This is a genomic window from Asticcacaulis sp. (genome assembly GCA_024707255.1).
Lineage (GTDB): Bacteria > Pseudomonadota > Alphaproteobacteria > Caulobacterales > Caulobacteraceae > Asticcacaulis.
Genome location: JANQAC010000001.1, coordinates 1,776,986 through 1,789,681, shown reverse-complemented (window position 1 = coordinate 1,789,681; position 12,696 = coordinate 1,776,986). Strand labels below are relative to the sequence as shown.

Genomic DNA, 12,696 nt, shown 5'->3' with positions numbered 1-12,696 from the left:
TGTATGTAATACGATTACAGTTCAACGCAAGGGGGCTATTTTTCAACGCGACAGCCATAGGCTTCGGCATAGGGCTTATCGAAGCAGAGGATCAGGCCGTCCACGACCTCCAGATTCAGAGGCCACTGAATCGTTTCCCCGCTGGCCTTGAGTTCGGCCACCGCTTCATCCCAACCTTCAGGTTTGGGCTCGGCAATCAGTTGCGTCCGCGCGGCCAGCAAGGCCGGTTTATCGTGTTTAAGAAAGGCAATGGTGGCCATCGCGTAGTCGCGCATAGCCGGGTCCGGATTTTCGGTCGAAAGCAACGGAATGGCGCCTGCATAATCACCAAAGGCCGCCCGCATCTGACCTTCGTGCCAGATCAAGGATCGTCTGTCATCGGCCGATAAGTCAGGATGCGCCTGGCGGTAATCCCGGATCAGATCGGCAGCCGCCTGCTTACACCCGTCCGCGTCCGCAAGCGGACGCCAGCCGTCCTGATCGAACGCCTTGTAATCCAGCGCCAGCAATTGTGAATGATCGTATTGGCAGTCCGCGGCATGTGCAGATGACGCCACAGCCAGAAATCCCAATGCAGCCAGAAAAGCTTTTAACATGGCACCCACCTCCCTGCGCAATTAGCCGGATGGATGTGACGCCATTATGGCTTAAGCCGGCTCATCCCGCATCCTGTCCCACCAGGTGAACTTCATCACCACCGAACACAGCACCACCAGACCGAGCGACAACCAGAAACGATCCATTTCGCGGATGATCAGGAAGATGGCCGAGGCGGTGATCGCTGTCTGCCACACCACGCCGGTTAACGAATTGAACATGTCGCGCCAGAAGTCACGGTTGGGCTGCACATCCGGCTCATCAGCGCGCAGGGCTGCCAGCACGGGCTTCCAGAATCCCCACGGCCGGGTCTTTTTGTAGAACAGCTTGAGCGTTGTCATATCCGTCGGTTTGGTCACGTAAGAGCCGATTACCGCCGCCGCCAGACAAGCCAGCAGCAGCCACGGAAACGCCGCCAGGGCATTGATCGCCTGGCCGGTGACCGGGTCTTTCCACACCGCCATCCACATGGCCACCGCCACGCCCAGCGCCATCGAAGCCGCATAGCCGGTGCCGTTCAGCCGCCACCAGTACCACTTGATTACATTGGCCACCGTATAACCGCCATAGAGGCCAGTGGTTATCCAGCCGACAATGCCGTCGATCGAGGTCAGTTGCCAGCCAATCAGCGCCCCCAGCACGGCAAAGGTCAGGGAGGTGATATAGCTCAGTTGGACCAGCCGTTTTTGAGGCGCATCCGGGCGGATATATTTGCGATAGATGTCGTTGACCACATAGGCCGGCGCCGCGTTGAGCGAGGCCGAATAGGTGGCCATGAAGGCCGACAGCATCCCCGCCAGCGCCAGCCCCATCAGGCCCGGCGGCATGTAGTTGCGGATTACCCACGGCAGGATGGAATCGATATCGCCGGTAAAGCTCTGGCCGGAAGCGGCCGCGGCCACCTGCATGTGCGTCCATTGCGGACCAATGAAACAAAGGGCCAGAACCGCCATGCCGGCGATCATCAGGTAGCGCGGAAACAGCAACACGACATTGACGAAGCCGGAAATCTTGGCGGCCTCTGTCGGCGACTTGGCCGACAGCAGGCGCTGCATGTCATAGTTGGGCGCCGGCCCGGACATGGCCTTGAGCACGCCCTGGAAGGTCATCAGGATAAAGAAGATACCGAAGGCCGAATAACCCTCCTTCGAAATCACCGAGATGGCGGTATCGGCCACCACCTTCTGGTCCGGCGCGGCGGTACGCGCCAGCCCGGCCCAGTCGAGGTCGAGCTTCCAGCCGAACCAGATGTCATGCCAGCCCGCCGGCACCACGGCGCGGATCATTTCCGGTGTCACCAGCGACATGGCGATCCAGGCGATGGCGATGCACACCACCAGCTTGATGAAGAATTGCAGGATTTCGGTCATCACCACCGAATACATGCCGCCCTTGACCGAATAGACCGTGGTCAGGGCCACGACGATCAGGCCGTAGATTTTGTCATTGATCATCGGATCGGCGGAAAACCTGTAGGGGATAAACTCAGCCGCCAGCTTGCCGATACCGAGAAAGCCAAAGGCCAGCATCCCCACCACCATGATCAGGGCGAAAATGACATTGATCAGATGCGAGGCGCGGGCGCCGAAGTCCTCACCAAAGCGAAAGCTGATCCATTCGGCACCGGTCAGCTTGCCGGAGCGCCTGAGCCAGATCGCCAGGAAGGCCATCAGGAAAACCTGGTTGAACACCGGCCACAGCCACGGAATGAACACCGATTTCAAACCATAGACGACCAGCAGCCCGACCATCCACATCGTCCCGGCGACATCGAACATGCCGGACGCGTTGGAAAGCCCCAGCACCCACCACGGCAGCTTGTTGCCGGCCAGGAAATAGCCCTGGATACTGCCCGAAGACAGCTTCGCTACCCAGAAGCCGAGGCCCACGGTGAGCAGCAGATAGCCAGCGACGATGGCGAGGTCGATTGGTTGTAAGTTCATGTCCCTGCCCCTGTTTTATTATATTTATGCGAGCCGGTGATCGAGTTCGATCATGGCCCGTCCGTTATGATACGGGCATTTCCATTGGCCCGCCTTATAGATTCTGTCTTTTGGCGCCGAAGCGGCATACCAGGTCCATTCGGTCGCGCCGCCCGCACCATATTGCGCCTTCGTATAGGCCCAGACCTCATTGGCCGCATCCAGCCATTTCGCCTCGCCGGTCATCTGCCAGGCATTGACGAAGCCGACCAGGGCCTCGGCCTGCCCCCACCACTCGCCATCAGGATCGGTGTGGCCGTCGAAGCTCTTTTCATAGCTGAATGCGCCGCCCTCGCTCATGCCTTCGCGGCGCGCCGTTTCCGCCAGAGTCAGAACGACCGGTCGGGCGCGTTCAAGCAAGGCTTCATCGCCCAGGGCCTCAGCGGCTTCCCAGATCAGCCAGCTCGCTTCAATATCATGGCCATAGGAGACCGAACGCGTCAGGTCGTTCCAGTTCATATTGAAGAACAGCCGCAGATGGCCATCCGTGCCGGCAAAGCGATCAAGGAATACCGTGAGGATACGACGCAGTGCGGCTTCGGTCTCATCGGTCAGCGCAACCCCATGCAACCGGCTGTAGGCTTCCAGCACATGCAGGTGGGTATTCATCGTCTTTGGCGCATCGAGATCCTTGTCGGACAGACGCTGATCAAGCGGCGGATTCCACTGGCGGTCCAGCGCCTCGATATAGCCGCCAGCGCCGGCATCCCAGTATTTCGCCTCGATCAGGGCCTGGAGATCGCGCGCGAAAACCAGCGCCGCCGCATCCCCGGTGGCGTGGTGATATTCGGCAAAGGCATAGACGGCGAATCCTTGTGCATAGGCTTGCTTGCGCATGTCTTCGGGCTGGTCTGCGGCATCCAACAGCCAGTAAAGGCCGCCCTGTTCGGCGTCATGGAAATGGGCCCGTATATAGTCCGCCGCGCGTTTTGCCAGGGTCAGCGCCCGTGCATCCCCCGATCCTTTCGCCATAGCGCTGAAAAACCACAGCAGGCGTGTATTGAGGATAATGCTTTTGGGTGCCTCCGGCACCGGCCGGTCCTCGGCATCGACCTCGCCATAGAAGCCACCGCGGGCATCGACCAGATGCGCCGCCCACCAGTCAAGCAGTCGCAAACCTTCCGTGCGGACTTCCTCGCGCAGGCTCATTTGGCCGCCACAGAGGCAACGTTGTATGCTTCATTTTTGGCGATCAGATCGATGCGCTGCTGCACGCAAGCCGCCGAGGTCAGCGGATCGGCGGGGGTATTTTGGCAATAATCGACCAGTTGTGCCACGCTTGAGGTCGCCACATGCAGGCGCGTATCGGATGAGGCGTAATAGATGAAGACCTTGCCATCCTCATCGGCGATCCAGCCATTCGAGAAAGTAACATTCGACACATCGCCGACGCGTTCCGGCCCTTGCGGCGCTATGAAGTGCCCGCCCGGCGCATGGATGATCTGCCACGGCTTGTCCAGCGCGGTCATGAACATGTAGAGCACATAGCGCAGCCCCGCGGCGGTATTGCGCACACCATGCGCCAGATGCAGCCAGCCGTCAGGCGTTTTGATCGGCGCCGGTCCCTGGCCGTTCTTGATTTCCTTGATGGTGTGATAGGCCTTGTTATCGACGATGACTTCACGGTCGATCACCGCTCTGGCCATGTCATCGCACAGGCCCCAGCCGATGCCGCCGCCGGAACCGACCGAGATAAAACCATCCTGCGGACGGGTGTAGAGGGCGTACTTGTCATCGATAAATTCCGGATGCAGCACCACATTGCGTTGCTGGCCGGAGTGGGTGATGAGGTCCGGCAGACGCTCCCAGGCAATCAGGTCTTTCGTGCGGGCAATGCCGCATTGCGCCGTCGCGGCTGAAAGATCATCCGGCTGGGCCCGGTCCTTGCGCTCGGTGCAGAAGAGGCCATAGATCCAGCCGTCTTCGTGCTGGGTCAGGCGCATATCATAGACATTAGTGTCGGGGTCGTCTGTTTGCGGCAGCACCACCGGCTTCGGCCAGAAGCGGAAGCCATCGATACCATTGGCGCTCTCGGCGATGGCGAAGAACGATTTGCGGTCATCGCCTTCGACGCGGACCACCACCACATACTTGCCCTGCCACTTCATCGCCCCGGCATTGAAGGTGGCGTTAATGCCCATCCGCTCCATCATGAAGGGATTGGTCTCAGGGTTGAAGTCATAGCGCCAGTCTAGCGGCACATGGGCGGCGGTGACGACCGGATTCTGCCAGCGCTGATAAATGCCATTTGAACGTGGCTGCGGCGCATTGGGCGCAGCGATCAGAGCTTCATACTCGACGCACAGGTCCGCCAACCGCTGTTGCGCATTCATCATACAGTCTCCCGATGTCCGTGTGGTCCGGATTGATCGAAATAACTAAATTTGATTTATTAAATACGCAAGGTCTTATTTTGGTATCTTCTTCAGTCGATCGACCAGGCCAGTATCTGGCTGATATGGTTGAGGCCATGTCCAGTTTCAGCGCGCCAGTCATCCAGCACGGTCTGCAAGCCGAGAAAAGCCTTCTTCGAAGTCGGTTCGCCTTCGATCACACCCCAGCGGTTAAGTGCTTTGATAACGGTCGGGGTCAGGATCAAAGCATCGACGCCCATGCGCCGCATCATGCGCTGGCCGGTTATGCCGCCGAGCCGCGAACCCCGCGCCTTCAGTTCCAGGCATAGCTCCATATAGCGCCCGGCAGGCCAGTCGGCGAACCAGGCGCCGGCCGAACCGTGCGTCTGGCCGATATCGGAAATGAAACGGGCATTCTCCCCCACCGAACGGATTTTCTGCGCATTGGCCACCAGGCCCGGCGCTTTCAGCAGATGGTCGAGATCGTCATCCAACATGAAAACCCAGCGGGTGACGTCAAAACCTTCAAACGCCGTTTCAAACTGCGGCCAGCGCCTGTCGATCAGGTCCCAGTTGAACCCGGCCTCAAAAATGCAGCGCGTCATCTGCGACAACCAGCGGTCATCGGGGATGGCGGCGATCTCCTTTGCCGGCAGGGGATTATGCAGCAGCGGCACAAGGTCGCCCTTGCGCTCGATGGCCCGGCTTTCTATCTCGGCAAAGGCGATCATATCCCCTCCTCACAATTATATTTCGCCTGCGCCCTTGCAAAAAGTTACAATATAACATATCTGCATGACCACGGCGTTCCCGCCGGCCCACGGTAACACTGACCATGCCTGACCTGAAGAAAAAATGGCTCGATATCGCCTCGTTGGCGCTTTCTGCCCTGTGCGTGGTGCATTGCCTGGCCCTGCCGTTCCTGGTCGTGCTGCTCCCGGCCCTGACCCCTTTTACCGGAAGCTGGGTCCATGCCGCCCTTGTGCTGACCGCCGCGCCGATCAGCCTGTGGGCCATCCGCGCCTCGCACGTCTGGCGCAAATGGCAGATTTCGTTGCCCATCGTCGTCGGACTGATCCTGCTGGCCTTGGCCGCTTTTATCCCCGCGCTCAGCGATGTGGAAGTGGCCATGAGCGTCATCGGCGCCCTGCTGATCGCCGCCGGCCATACCTGCAACTATCTCTATCATCGCCCGGTTCACGTTCATGACCGCGCCTGCGGCCATGCTGAAGGTCTTGCGGGGGAATAAGACACCTTACGGCAAATCGGCGCTTGACGGATAAGCCTCACGGTTTAAGGGAAGCGGGTCGTTCGATTTGTTACGAAAAGCCTGCGCCAAAGAATTATCATGATCCGTCACATCGTTATGTTTTCCAGCCCGAATGAAGCGGATCGTGAGGCCATTTATCGCGGCCTGTCCGTCCTGACCCAGATCGAGCACGCCGCCCTGCTGGAAGTGGCCTATAACGAAAAGATCGACCAGATCGCCAATGAGATCGACGTCATCGTCTATGGCGAATTCAACACGATCGAGGACTTTCGCGCCTACAAGGCCCACCCGCTTTACGAGGAATCGATCCGCCAGGTACGCCACCTGCGCGATGTCCGGGTCGCCGCCGATTACACCGTCTCCAGCGCCACGCGCGAACGGGTCGAAGCTTAGGGGTCTTTACCCGCCTCCCCAACCCCCGCTATAAGTCGGGGCTGACTGGGGAGACCGCATGGCCGAATTCTATGATCTGAATAGTGAGCGTCCGCCGCTGGCGCCGCAAAAACCTTTCCTGGGTGATGACAAAAGCCTGATCCGCGCCACCTTCATACTGGGCGCGATCCTGGTGGTGTGGAAGCTCTATGTCGCCCTGATCAGCCATGTCATCTGGGAAGAAGGTCACTTCGTCGTTTCCGGCGCCTATCTCGATCTCGGCTATCCCGATATTCCGGCCGGCTTTCCCTGGCTGGCGCGGCTGGTGACATCGATCTTCGGCTGGCACGTCCTCCCCTTGCGCATCGTCTCGCTGATCATCGCCACGATGATGCCGTTCGCGGTCTATTTCATGGCTACCCCCTGGTCAGCCATCGCAATGCGCTTTGGGCGGCGATGATCGCGCTGCTCCTGCCGCCGCTGTCGCTCAATGGCACGGTCTTCTATCCCGAAGGCGCCTTGCAGGTGCTGATGGCTTTTATGCTCGGCTGCCTGATCCGGGCCATTCAGCAGGATCGTCTCAAGTGGTGGGTCCTGACGGGCGTATGTGCCGCGGTTGGCCTGCTGGTGCATTTCCGCTTCCTGGCGCCGGGTCTGGCCGTGGTTGTCTTCATGCTGGCCAATGCGCAGGGACGTAAACTGTGGCTCAAACCCGGCGTCTGGATCACCGCCGGCGTGGCCCTGCTCGGTCTCCTGCCGTCGCTGATCTATAACGCGCTCAATGACTGGCCGGCCGTCCAGTTCCATGTGCTGAACCGGCCGCAGTTCAAGCCCGATCCCGGCCGCCTGCTCAGTTATTTCGAGACCCAGTTCGCCATGGGCACGCCGGTCTTTTTCACCGCCATGGTGGTGGCCGCCAAGAACGGCCTGATCCGCGACCGCAACAAGCCGGAAAGCCTTTTGGCCTGGCAGTTCGTCGTCATTCTCGCCTTCTATGGCGTGCAAACCATCTTCAACAAGAAGATCATGCCGCACTGGCCCTTCATGGCCTTTATCCCGCTCCTGCCCTTCGTGCCGGACCTGCTGGAAAACTTCATGAGCCGGGCCACGACGCAAGGCAAGCGACACCTGCGCATGGCCGTGATCGCCACGGCGCCGCTGATGGCGCTGGCGGTCGGCATTGCCGGCACCGCCTATCAATGGGCGTTCGTCCATTCGGCGGAACTGCCCTATGCGCTGCGCGAGCACAATATCCTGAAGAACGAAAACTGGTCCCTGCTTGAGCCCGATATCGCCGCCGCCGATGCCCGTGCGAAAGCCCGCTTCGGCCCGGACGTGGCCTGGGCCGCCAACAGCCATATGAGCGCGGTCCATATGGAATTTCCCGGATCGGGCGACAGCCACCGCCGCTTCTATACGCTGGACGATCCGAACGACGAACTGACGCGCTTCGTGGTGGCGCGCCACAAGTGGGGGCTGGATATGTCGGCACTACTGCAAAAGCAGGCCGGCAAGGGCGTGATGCTGGCCATGCTGGAGCCATCCTATATCTATCACGAGGCCGACAAGGTGGCGATGTACACCAGGCTCTGCCAGAATTTCGAGGACATCGAGCCATTCCGCGTCGTGGCCCTGCCGCCCTATAAAATGGCGGTCGATTTCTATACGGCGCGGGTCAGGGTGCATCCGCTGGGTGATATTTCCGGCGCCCCCTGCGCCTTCTTCCCGCAAGCCTATATCGCTCATCCGGAGCGCGGGGAATTCCTGGCTGGCGATGACACCGGCAATTATCATGGCGTCGCGGCTGATCCGAAGGGCGTCACCGCGGTCGATGTGCTGCTGGACGGCAAGGTAGTGACGCGGGCGCGGTATGGTCTCGATCCGGAAGCGTTCCGCGTACCGGACCTGCTGAAATATGATCCCAACTGGCCGAAGCTGCAATATGACTTCAAGTTCGCGGCGGGGTCGCTGACATCGGGTGAGCACAAGCTAAGCATTCGTGCCACGCGCACGGATGGCACGACCTTCGACAGTGACGCGCGGACACTGTACGTGCATTGAGCGAACGGGGTTTGGGGCCTGAGGCCCCATGCCTTTCCTGATCAAATAAAAAACCCGGTCTTTGGACCGGGTTTTTTATTTGAATAGAAGAAGATGTGGGGTCACGGACCCCACGCCCCATTAGCCAAAGCGACCACCAATATAGTCACCGGTCTTGTCGACCTTCGGCTTGACGAACAGCTCTTCCGTCGGCCCGAACTCGATCATCTTGCCGAGGAACATGAAGCCCGTATAGTTCGACAGACGCGCCGCCTGCTGCAGGTTGTGCGTCACGATGACGATGGTGTAGTCGCTCTTGAGCTCTTCCAGCGTATCTTCCAGCTTGGCGGTCGAGATCGGGTCAAGCGCCGAGGCTGGTTCGTCGAGCAGCAGGATTTCCGGATTGACGGCAATGCCGCGCGCCACGCAGAGACGCTGCTGCTGACCGCCGGAAAGACCGAGGCCCGACTTGTGCAGCTTGTCCTTCACTTCGTCCCACAGTGCCGCCTTGCGCAGCGAGTTTTCCACCAGCTCATCCAGTTCCGCCTTCGACTTCGAACTGTGCAGGCGCACACCGAAGGCGACATTGTCATAGATCGACATCGGGAACGGCGTCGGCTTCTGGAAGACCATGCCGATACGTGCACGCAGGGCGGCAACGTCCACCTTGGGGCCGATCAGGTTGTCACCTTCAAACAGGATTTCGCCCTCGGCGCGCTGGCCGGGATAGAGATCATAGATGCGGTTGATCGTGCGCAGCAGGGTCGATTTCCCGCAGCCCGACGGACCGATCAGGGCGGTGATGGCGTTCTTCTTCACCGGTAGATCGACACCGAACAGCGCCTGGTGCTGGCCATAGAAGAAGTTCAGCTTCTTGATTTCAAGCACCAGACTGCCCTCAGGCGGCGGAACGATGACGCTTTGAAAATCCGGGGAGGTCGTGTCGGTTGTCATGAACGTGTTCTCAGTTGAATGAGCAAAAAAGATTTAGTGACCGGCATTCTTTTCGCGGGCGATCCAGCGGCCAAGAATATTGACCCCCAGAACGGCGACGGCCACCAGAAGCGCACCGGCCCAGGCCAGCTTGTTAAGGTCTTCATAAGGGGTCAGGGCGAAGTTAAACATGGTGACCGGCAGGCTGGCCATCGGCTGGCTCAGGTCACCGTTATAGAACTGGTTGCCCAGGGCCGTGAACAGCAGCGGTGCCGTCTCGCCGGAGATACGGGCAAAGCCCAGCAGGCCGCCGGTCAGCAGGCCGGACCCGGCCGCCTTCCAGATAATGGTGCGGATGGTGGTGAACTGCGAGGCGCCGAGCGCCATGCCGGCTTCACGCAGGGCATTGGGTTGCAGGTTGAGGATGTCCTCGGTCGTCCGCGTCACGATCGGCGTGGCCAGGATGGCAAGTGAGATGGCACCTGCCCAGCCGGAGAAATGGCCCAGCGACAGCGGATTGCTCTTGAACACCAGCAATTCATAGACGAACAGGCCAATCAGGATGGATGGCGCCGACAGCAGCACGTCATTGAGGAAGCGGACGACATGGCCGTAGGTTGTGTCGCCGCCGATTTCCGCCAGCCAGGTGCCGGCCAGGATGCCAACGACCACAGCGATGATCATGCCGACGCCGCACATCAGTATGGAGCCGACGATGGCATTGCGCAGGCCACCTTCGGAACCGGCTGCCGGCGTATCCATGGTGAAGATTTTCAGGTTCATCCCGCCAATGCCCTGGGTGAACAGCGACCACAGGATAAGAGCCAGGGCGCCCAGGGCGATGGCCGTGCCGATGACGCACAGGGCGATGAAGATGTAGTTGGCGATTTTACGGCGAAGCGCGCGATCCATGTGTCTCTCCTTAGTAACGCTGGGTGGACAGGAGCCAGCGCGCAATCGCCAGCACGGTAAAGGTGATCAGGAAGAGAATGAGACCGAGCGCCACCAGGGCCGAGGTATGCAGGTCGGAGGTCGATTCGGCAAACTCATTGGCGATGGTCGAGGCGATGGTCGAGGATGAGTCGAACAGCGACTTCGGGAACCGGTGCGAATTGCCGATGATGAAGGTGACCGCCATGGTCTCGCCGAGCGCGCGGCCCAGGCCCAGCATGATTACGCCGATCATGCCCTTCCTGACATAGGGGATGATGACCGAGGTGGTGACTTCAAACGGCGTGGCGCCCACGCCGAAGGCCGCTTCGCGCACCTGCGCGGGAATGGAGCGGAACAGTTCGCGGAACACCGAGGCCATATAGGGCAGCACCATGATCGCCAGGATGATCGAAGCGGTGAAGAGGTTGGCGCCGTTGGGGATGCCCGCCACCAGCTTGGCGACCCACGAGGTCGGATCCTGTGAGGCCGCCATCATCAGCGGCATCTGGATATCCTTGGCGAACCAGGGGCGAAAACGAACAGGCCCCACATGCCGTAGACAATGGAGGGTATGCCGGCCAGGAGTTCGACCGCCGTGGACAGGGGCTGGGCGAGATAGCGCGGGCAGAATTGCGTGAGGAAAACCGCGACGCCGATGGCGATCGGCAGGGCGAACAGCAGCGCCAGGAAGGAGGAGACGATCGTGCCGACAATCGGTGCCGTGGCGCTGTAGACATCGGTCACCGGATTCCAGGGGCGTATCGATGCAGAAATGACCACCGTGACCGGCCGGACAATCCTTGAACTTGAGGAAGAATTCCAGGCCGAAGGTCGAAAGCGCCGGCCAGCCGCCATAGACAAGGGAAACAATCAGCGATCCCAGAACCACCAGCAGCAGGGTGGCAGCGCCGAACGAGACCCAGCGAAAAATCGGGTCGGTCGGATCGAAACGGGGCGACTTGGTTTCAGCAGACATAATCTCGTCCTGGTTCATCTTCGGGATGCAGCTATAAGGGCTGCGGAGAGCAGAAACAAGAGAAGGCGAGGCATGGCCTATCAGGTCATCCTCGCCTTCCTTGTCAGGCAGTCCTGATCTTACTTGTTCGGCGAGTTGTAGACCGCGGCACCGTTCGCCTTGATATTGGCGGACCATTGCTTGCGGATCATCGACTTCACCGTGGCCGGGAGCGGCACATAGTACAGTTCATTGGCGTTGAAGTCGCCGGTCTTGTAGGCATAGTCGAAGAACTTCAGCACTTCGGCGGCCTTGGCGGCATTGGCCTGTTCCTTGTACATCAGGATGAAGGTGGCGCCGGTGATCGGCCAGGCATTGGCGCCCGGCTGGTTCAGGATCAGCACGTAGTTACCGGGGGCGTGGGCCCAGTCGGCGCCGGCGGTCGCGGCCTTGAAGTTGGCAGCGGTCGGCATCGGCCGGTGGCGTCCTTGGAGGCGACCAGGGCGTAGGCAATGCCGGTCTTCATGACATAGGCATATTCAACGTAACCGATCGAACCGGCGGTCTGGCGAACGAGGGCGGCAACGCCGTCGTTACCCTTGCCGCCAACACCGGCAGGCCATTCAACGGCGTCAGAGGCGCCGACGTTTTGCTTCCATTCCGGCGAAGCGATGCCGAGATAGGAGGTGAACAGGAAGGTGGTGCCGGAACCGTCCGAACGGTGGACGACGGTGATCGGCAGGGCCGGCAGATTCAGGCCCGCATTCCACTTGGCGATGGCCGGATCGTTCCAGGTGGTGATCTTGCCGAGGAAGATGTCGGCCAGGACGGCGCCCGGCAGCTTCAGCTTGCCGGTGGGGACGCCCGGAATGTTGATGGCCGGCACAACGCCGCCGACAACGGTCGGGAACTGGTAGAGGCCGGCCGAATCCAGCTCATCCGGAGTCAGCGGCTTGTCGGAGGCGCCGAAATCAACGGTCTTCGCCTTGATCTGCTTGATGCCGCCGCCGGAACCGATGGCCTGGTAGTTCAGCGCAATACCGGTCGAGCGCTTGTAGCCTTCAGCCCACTTGGCATAGAGCGGGGCCGGGAAGGTGGCGCCGGCGCCGGAAATCGAATCGGCGGCCATGGCGGCCGAGCCGACCGAAGCGGTCATCACGGCAGCGGCGAGGGCCACTTTCAGAAACTTGAACATGCGTATCTCCTTGGTAAGGGATGTTTTGCGGGCTGTCCGGATGCTCTATCGCGTTATTGCGACAG

Annotated in this window: 15 protein-coding genes; 4 read left to right on the top strand and 11 right to left on the bottom strand. The window is 60.2% G+C overall.

Features of this window, described 5'->3' with window-relative positions; translation table 11 throughout:
* Positions 1-35: 35 nt before the first annotated feature.
* The 5 genes from NVV72_08770 to NVV72_08750 all read right to left on the bottom strand — a co-directional run bounded on the left by NVV72_08770 (position 36) and on the right by NVV72_08750 (position 5,664).
* Positions 36-596 carry a hypothetical protein gene (locus tag NVV72_08770; protein MCR6659422.1) on the bottom strand — a complete coding sequence of 187 codons (561 nt, stop codon included), beginning with the start codon at positions 594-596 and terminating at the stop codon, positions 36-38.
* A gap of 51 nt (positions 597-647) precedes the next feature.
* Positions 648-2,540, bottom strand: coding sequence for a Na+:solute symporter (locus NVV72_08765; protein MCR6659421.1), 1,893 nt, complete (start codon positions 2,538-2,540; stop codon positions 648-650).
* Positions 2,541-2,564: 24 nt separating this feature from the next.
* Entirely contained in the window at positions 2,565-3,728 is a 1,164-nt protein-coding gene (locus tag NVV72_08760; protein MCR6659420.1) for an AGE family epimerase/isomerase, read from the bottom strand.
* Positions 3,725-4,915: a glycosidase gene (locus NVV72_08755; GenBank protein MCR6659419.1), complete on the bottom strand. Its 1,191-nt coding sequence runs from the start codon at positions 4,913-4,915 to the stop codon at positions 3,725-3,727. The genes NVV72_08760 and NVV72_08755 overlap by 4 nt, the downstream gene beginning before the upstream one ends.
* Before the next feature lie 89 nt (positions 4,916-5,004).
* On the bottom strand, positions 5,005-5,664 hold the full coding sequence (locus NVV72_08750) for a DNA-3-methyladenine glycosylase I (GenBank protein ID MCR6659418.1): 660 nt from the start codon (positions 5,662-5,664) through the stop codon (positions 5,005-5,007).
* Positions 5,665-5,768: 104 nt separating this feature from the next.
* Here NVV72_08750 and NVV72_08745 point away from each other — a divergent pair, with 104 nt between their 5' ends.
* The 4 genes from NVV72_08745 to NVV72_08730 all read left to right on the top strand — a co-directional run bounded on the left by NVV72_08745 (position 5,769) and on the right by NVV72_08730 (position 8,636).
* On the top strand, positions 5,769-6,182 hold the full coding sequence (locus NVV72_08745; protein MCR6659417.1) for a MerC domain-containing protein: 414 nt from the start codon (positions 5,769-5,771) through the stop codon (positions 6,180-6,182).
* Between the two features lie 99 nt (positions 6,183-6,281).
* Complete coding sequence (locus NVV72_08740) at positions 6,282-6,596, top strand: Dabb family protein (GenBank protein MCR6659416.1); 315 nt, start codon at positions 6,282-6,284, stop codon at positions 6,594-6,596.
* Positions 6,597-6,654: 58 nt separating this feature from the next.
* On the top strand, positions 6,655-7,035 hold the full coding sequence (locus NVV72_08735; GenBank protein ID MCR6659415.1) for a hypothetical protein: 381 nt from the start codon (positions 6,655-6,657) through the stop codon (positions 7,033-7,035).
* The gene (locus NVV72_08730; protein ID MCR6659414.1) at positions 7,032-8,636 is read left to right on the top strand and encodes a glycosyltransferase family 39 protein; all 1,605 of its coding nucleotides are present in this window, start codon (positions 7,032-7,034) and stop codon (positions 8,634-8,636) included. The genes NVV72_08735 and NVV72_08730 overlap by 4 nt, the downstream gene beginning before the upstream one ends.
* Positions 8,637-8,756: 120 nt before the next feature.
* Here the strand turns inward: NVV72_08730 and pstB are convergent, their stop codons facing one another.
* From pstB to pstS, 6 genes are all read right to left on the bottom strand, one after another.
* Positions 8,757-9,569, bottom strand: coding sequence for a phosphate ABC transporter ATP-binding protein PstB (gene pstB, locus NVV72_08725; GenBank protein MCR6659413.1), 813 nt, complete (start codon positions 9,567-9,569; stop codon positions 8,757-8,759).
* Between the two features lie 33 nt (positions 9,570-9,602).
* Entirely contained in the window at positions 9,603-10,460 is an 858-nt protein-coding gene (gene pstA / locus NVV72_08720; protein ID MCR6659412.1) for a phosphate ABC transporter permease PstA, read from the bottom strand.
* Between the two features lie 10 nt (positions 10,461-10,470).
* Complete coding sequence (locus NVV72_08715) at positions 10,471-10,986, bottom strand: ABC transporter permease subunit (GenBank protein ID MCR6659411.1); 516 nt, start codon at positions 10,984-10,986, stop codon at positions 10,471-10,473.
* A complete protein-coding gene (locus NVV72_08710; protein MCR6659410.1) occupies positions 10,977-11,351 on the bottom strand; it encodes a hypothetical protein in 375 nt (124 codons plus the stop codon). The genes NVV72_08715 and NVV72_08710 overlap by 10 nt, the downstream gene beginning before the upstream one ends.
* Before the next feature lie 225 nt (positions 11,352-11,576).
* Positions 11,577-11,840, bottom strand: a complete 264-nt coding sequence (locus tag NVV72_08705) for a hypothetical protein (GenBank protein ID MCR6659409.1) — start codon at positions 11,838-11,840, stop codon at positions 11,577-11,579.
* Positions 11,834-12,631: a phosphate ABC transporter substrate-binding protein PstS gene (gene pstS, locus NVV72_08700; protein ID MCR6659408.1), complete on the bottom strand. Its 798-nt coding sequence runs from the start codon at positions 12,629-12,631 to the stop codon at positions 11,834-11,836. Before pstS ends, NVV72_08705 begins: the two co-directional genes overlap by 7 nt.
* Between the last annotated feature and the right edge of the window lie 65 nt (positions 12,632-12,696).